Below are 4,449 nucleotides of genomic sequence, written 5' to 3' on the forward strand. Positions count from 1 at the left end.
ATGCGTGACCGGCCGGTACTCCACCGGCTCCCCCAGCGCGTCACCCAACGCCTGAGCGATCTGGTCACCGGTCAGGACGTCACCGGCGATACTGACCGTGCGGCCGATGAACTCACTGCCACCCCGGAAGATCGACACCGCGACCCGGCCGATGTCACCCGACGCGATCCCGGCCAACGGCGCATCCCCCATCGGAATGTTCAACACCAGCCGGCCCTGCGCGTCACGGGCCGGAGCGAGGGCGTCGGCCAGGTTCTCGTAGTAGAACGTGGTCCGCAGAAACGTCGTCGGCACCCCCGACTCGACGAAGAACGCGTCCGCTTCGGCCTTCGCGTCGAAGTGCGGCACCTTGTACTTACCCAGCAGCGTCGGCATCCGCAGATCGTCGACCGGGATCAACTCCCGGGTGTCCTCCAGCGTCGACCAGACCACGTGCTTCACGCCGGCCTTCTGCACCGCGTCGATCAGATTCCGGACGTACGCCTGCTCCTTCTCCGGATCCATGTGCGTCCAGAAATCCGTGACCAGAAACGCCCCGTGCGCCCCCTCGAACGCCTCCGCCAGGCCCGCCGGATCGGAATAGTCACCAGCCACCACCTCAGCACCCAACGCGGCCAGCTCACGCGCCTTCACCGAGGTCACATCACGCGTCAACGCCCGCACCGTGAACTCGCCGCCGCCGGCCAGGATCGCCCGCACCACACCACTACCCTGAGCACCAGTCGCACCAACAACCGCGATCGTCTTGCTCGCCATCAGAACCACTCCCTGGGGTTTCCCGGTCCTTGGTAGGCCGTTACCCCGCTCAACCACACCCCCACCCGGCTTATTTCAAATTTGTAGTACCTGTGTGGACGGTCACTCCGACGATCACACGTGCGGTTCGGACCGGCTTCGGCCAGGGGTTCTCCGGCTGATCGCCCTCAGACGAGTGGGTCGCATGGCGGTGCGGCAATGCGGGTATACGCCCGGCATGGAGCACTTCACGATCGCCACCGTTGCGGAGCAGAGTCCCGATTTCCGTCGCGTGCTGTGGACCGGCAAGCACACCCAGCTGGTCATCATGACCATCCCGCCAGGCGGCGAGATCGGCGAGGAGGTCCACGAGGTCGACCAGATCCTCACCTTCGTCAGCGGCGTCGGCCAAGCGGTCGTCTCCGGCCAGACCCGCAAGGTCGCGGCGGGCGACCTCGTCGTCGTCCCGGCCGGCCGCAAGCACAACTTCACCAACGAGGGTCCGAACCCGCTGGTCCTCTACACCGTCTACGGCCCGCCGGAGCACGCCGACCAGGCGATCCACCAGACGAAGGACGAGGCAGACCGCCTCGAGGAGCAGGGCAAGGACGAACCCCCGCAGAACTGACCTCGCTGAACGCCGGCACTTCGCGAGGCCGTCGTGGACCCGATCGCTCTGCGGGTCACAACGGCCTCGCGGTCGTGTGTGACGCGCGGCTGACCGAGCTGTACGACGAGTTGTCGGTCTATCCGGACGACCTGTTCGACACCGCCGGCGACCCGCGGCCGACGAGCACACGGCGCAGACCCTGATCCGATCGGGGCCGGCCGGCGCGCATCGCTGATGGGCTCTCCGGGCGATGGTGTCGGCCGAAACCGGAGAGCCCGGTCAGTTTTCGATCTCGGCCGTCACCGCGTCAGGGCTGGGTGTCGCCGGCGCCGGTGCGCTTCTGGGCCTCGTCGACGCCCCGGTCGACCTGCGCCGCGTGCTTGCCGCCGGTCAGCGGTGCAGGAAAGCGGCCAGGCCGCCGAGCTCCTCGTCGGCGATGAACACCGACCGGACGTTGATGATGGCTTCTTCGATGTGGTTGTTGCAGCCCCATGCGGAGTCGCCCCACGAGTCGGCGAGCTTCAGTTCGGCGGGGGCGGTGCACGGGGTGGCGCCGCCGAGCTGGCAGTTCTCCGGATGCGGCCGGGTGGCGTGCGCGGCGGCGGCGGTGCGCATGCGCTCGGCGAGTTCGGTCGCGGCGGCGGCGCGTCGTTCGGCGTCGTCGCGTAGTTGCCGTTCGGCGCGGACGGCGGTGATGGTGGCCAGGCGTAGTTCCAGGTGCTGCGCGACCTGGTCGGCGAGGTGGCCGAGGACGGCACGCTGACCTTCCGACAGCTCCCGCGGCATGGCGTCGATCGCGGTCACGGTGCCGAGGTGGTGCCCGTCGCGGGTGATGATCGGCGCGGCGGCGTAGAACCGCAGACCCAGTTCGCCGCGCACGAGCGGGTGGTCGAGGGTGCGCGGGTCGATCGCGGCGTCGTTGACGACGTAGGGGCCGTCGGCGCAGAACGCCGACGCGCACAGCCCGGCCTCGGTGCCCACCTGTGTCACGCCGTTCAGCCCCTTGGCGGCGGCGAACCACACTCGGTCGGCGTCGACGATGCTGACGGTCGCGATCGGGGTGCCGCACACCGCGGCCGCGGCGGCCGCGACGGAGTCGAACTGGCCGTCGGCGGGGCTGTCGAGGATCTCGTAGCGGCGCACCGCGGCCAGCCGGGCCGGATCGGTGAGGGCGGCGGTGCGGCCGGCGGTGATCGACAAGGTGTGGTGCTCGCTTTCCCGAGGAGATGGTCAGACTGACACAGGTGGCATGGGCCGGGCCGCCGTTGGACGCGTCGAGGTGGTGACGAAGTGGTCACGGCTGCTCGCGCGCGGCCGTCTCCCCGCTCGCGCCGCGGCGATCGCCGGGCTGCAGATCTTCGTCAGGCAAGGCACACTTCCCGGATGAACGGACCGCCCATTCTCGACGGTGAATTCGGGCAGGCGCACCCTGGCCTGCTGCTCGGCGGCCGTTACCGCCTGCAGACTCCGATCGGCGCCGGCGGTATGGCAGTCGTCTGGCAGGCACACGATCACGTGCTCGCCCGCGCCGTCGCCGTCAAGCTCGTGGCTCCCACGGCCGCCGGCAACCAGCACGCGCGCGACCGGATCGGGCACGAGGCCCGAGCCGCCGCGGCACTCGCGCACCCCAACATCGCCCAGGTCTACGACTACGGCGAAATGACAACGGCAGGACAGACTTTTCCGTACGTCGTGATGGAACTCGTTCCCGGCGGGACGCTGCTGCGAAGGCTCTCCGCCGGTCCGGTGGCACCGCAGTTCGCCATGCGGGTGTGCGCGGAGATCGCCGCGGCGCTGGCCGCCGCCCACGCCGAAGGACTGGTGCACCGGGACATCAAGCCGGCCAATGTGATGCTCGCACCGACCGGCGCCAAAGTGGTCGACTTCGGCATCGCCGCGGTCGTCTCGCCCGGTGGCTCCGGCGAGTTGGACTCCGAGGTCCTCGGCACCGCGGCCTACCTGGCACCGGAGCGGCTGACCGGCGACGCGGTGCAACCAGCCTCCGACGTGTACGCCCTCGGCGTCGTGCTCTACCTGCTGCTCTCCGGCCGCTCCCCCTGGACCAGCGAGGACACCAGGCAGATGCTGGAGGCACATCTCCACCTCGAGCCGGCCGCGCTACCACCGACGCCGGGCGTGCCCGACCACGTCATCGGGCTGTGCAACCGCTGCCTGGCCAAGGACCCGCTGGTGCGGCCGACCGCCCGGGAGACCGCCGAAGTTCTGGCCGGAGGCGCCGGGATGCGCGTGGTGAACGACGAAGCTCACTTGCCGGCGGCCCGTACGGATCCCGGCCCGGACCCCACGGTCCTGATCCACCGGGCACCGAGCAGCCGGCCCGGAGCCGCGGCATCGCTCGTCGACTCCGGCCTGCGAACCGAGCTGATACCGTCGCCGGCCACCCCGCCGAACGCCCGCACGGCATACCGCCGGCGGCTGATCACCGCGGCGCTGGTCATCGTCGCCGGCACCGGCGGAGCTCTCTGGGTGCACCAGCTGACCACCACGGATCGAGACGAGCCGTCGTGGGCGGGAGCTCCCCCGGCCCCAGCGGCCTCGGCCACGACCAGCCGGGGTCCGGGCGCACCCGAGGCCACCACCTCGACGCGCATCACGCCCGTGGCACCGGCCGCGACAGCGACGCACTCGCAGCCCGCGACACCCGCCGGAGCATCGGTGCGGGCCAGTCCCACCGGCCCGGCGACGCCGGCCACCACAGCGACACCCGCCGAAACAGCCCCGCCGGCGACCCCGGCCACCGAGCCGACCGAGCGAACGCTGTCGACGGTTGCCGGCACCGTCCGCGCAACCTGCCCCAGCCCGGCGACCGCGCAGATCCTGTCCTGGAAAGCGGCCGCGCCCTACAAGGTCCAGGCCGTCGACCCCGGGCCGGCATCCGCGCCCGCGGTGACGTTCAAACACGGCAAGACCCTGCTCACCATGTCAGTGAGCTGCACGAACGGCACGCCCACGGCCACCACACAGCAGGCCTGACCGTCAGGGTGAATGCCGCCGCCCTACGGTCAGGATGCGGCCGACGTCGGTGCGGAACGACACCTCTCCTGCTGTCATCTTTTCGTTGACATCTCTCTTGTCATCGTTCC

Annotated in this window: 4 protein-coding genes; 2 read left to right on the forward strand and 2 right to left on the reverse strand. The window is 70.4% G+C overall.

Translation table 11 applies throughout. The annotated features are described in order from the left end of the window. On the reverse strand, positions 1-756 hold a 756-nt coding region (locus Apa02nite_RS50540), incomplete at its 3' end, for an NmrA/HSCARG family protein (RefSeq protein ID WP_239165148.1). 217 nt (positions 757-973) lie between these two features. On the opposite strand from Apa02nite_RS50540, the gene Apa02nite_RS50545 reads away from it, so the two are divergent. After that, a complete protein-coding gene (locus tag Apa02nite_RS50545; RefSeq protein WP_203831550.1) occupies positions 974-1,363 on the forward strand; it encodes a cupin domain-containing protein in 390 nt (129 codons plus the stop codon). Positions 1,364-1,735: 372 nt separating this feature from the next. Here Apa02nite_RS50545 and Apa02nite_RS50550 read toward each other — a convergent pair whose 3' ends face one another. Further along, complete coding sequence (locus Apa02nite_RS50550) at positions 1,736-2,545, reverse strand: GAF domain-containing protein (protein WP_203831547.1); 810 nt, start codon at positions 2,543-2,545, stop codon at positions 1,736-1,738. A gap of 183 nt (positions 2,546-2,728) precedes the next feature. Here Apa02nite_RS50550 and Apa02nite_RS50555 point away from each other — a divergent pair, with 183 nt between their 5' ends. Then, positions 2,729-4,339: a serine/threonine-protein kinase gene (locus Apa02nite_RS50555; RefSeq protein WP_203831548.1), complete on the forward strand. Its 1,611-nt coding sequence runs from the start codon at positions 2,729-2,731 to the stop codon at positions 4,337-4,339. Positions 4,340-4,449: the final 110 nt, after the last annotated feature.

Source organism: Actinoplanes palleronii (assembly GCF_016862315.1).
GTDB classification, from domain to species: domain Bacteria; phylum Actinomycetota; class Actinomycetes; order Mycobacteriales; family Micromonosporaceae; genus Actinoplanes; species Actinoplanes palleronii.

Bases quoted from the DNA above. Each gene is read 5' to 3' on its own strand.
- Apa02nite_RS50545 (WP_203831550.1), top strand. From the start codon at position 974: ATGGAGCACTTCACGATCGCCACCGTTGCGGAGCAGAGTCCCGATTTC.
- Apa02nite_RS50555 (WP_203831548.1), top strand. From the start codon at position 2,729: ATGAACGGACCGCCCATTCTCGACGGTGAATTCGGGCAGGCGCACCCT.